The organism is Cupriavidus gilardii (assembly GCF_008801915.1).
In the GTDB taxonomy this organism is placed as follows: Bacteria; Pseudomonadota; Gammaproteobacteria; order Burkholderiales; family Burkholderiaceae; genus Cupriavidus; species Cupriavidus gilardii.
Genome location: NZ_VZOV01000079.1, coordinates 1 through 465 on the forward strand (window position 1 = coordinate 1; position 465 = coordinate 465).

General features: G+C 41.9%; 1 pseudogene. It reads left to right on the plus strand.

Annotated features, from left to right (window positions below):
* A pseudogene (locus tag F7Q96_RS26510) lies at positions 1 to 465 on the plus strand (hypothetical protein); the annotation flags it as partial.

The following is a 465-nucleotide window of genomic DNA, read 5'->3' on the forward strand; positions in this document are numbered from 1 at the left end:
TCCAGGTGTTGGTTTTGATGTGATTCCGACAGATTGCGTTGCCGCTGCGCTCAAAGAAGCACTGCCAGATGCGACCTATTTGGCGCTTGGTTTTGATTCAAAAACAGGGCTTTCACCGGGTACTGCAAAAACAAGTACAGAAGGTATGGCCGAAGATGGCAAAATTCGTAAAAACGGAAAAATTACCACTGTTCCATTAGCACATTATGTCCGGACCATTGATTTTGGTGATGGTAAAAAAAGTGCTATGAGCGTTCCATGGGGAGATGTATCTACAGCTTTCTATACAACAGGTATTCCAAATATTGAAGTATTTGTACCCGCATTTCCCAAAATGATTATGGGCGCCAAAATGATGAACTATTTACGCCCAGTATTAAAAATTAATGCTGTGCAGAAGTTTATTAAGTCGCGTATTGAAAAAACGGTTGTGGGACCAAATGAGGAACTTCGCGCGAAAGTACC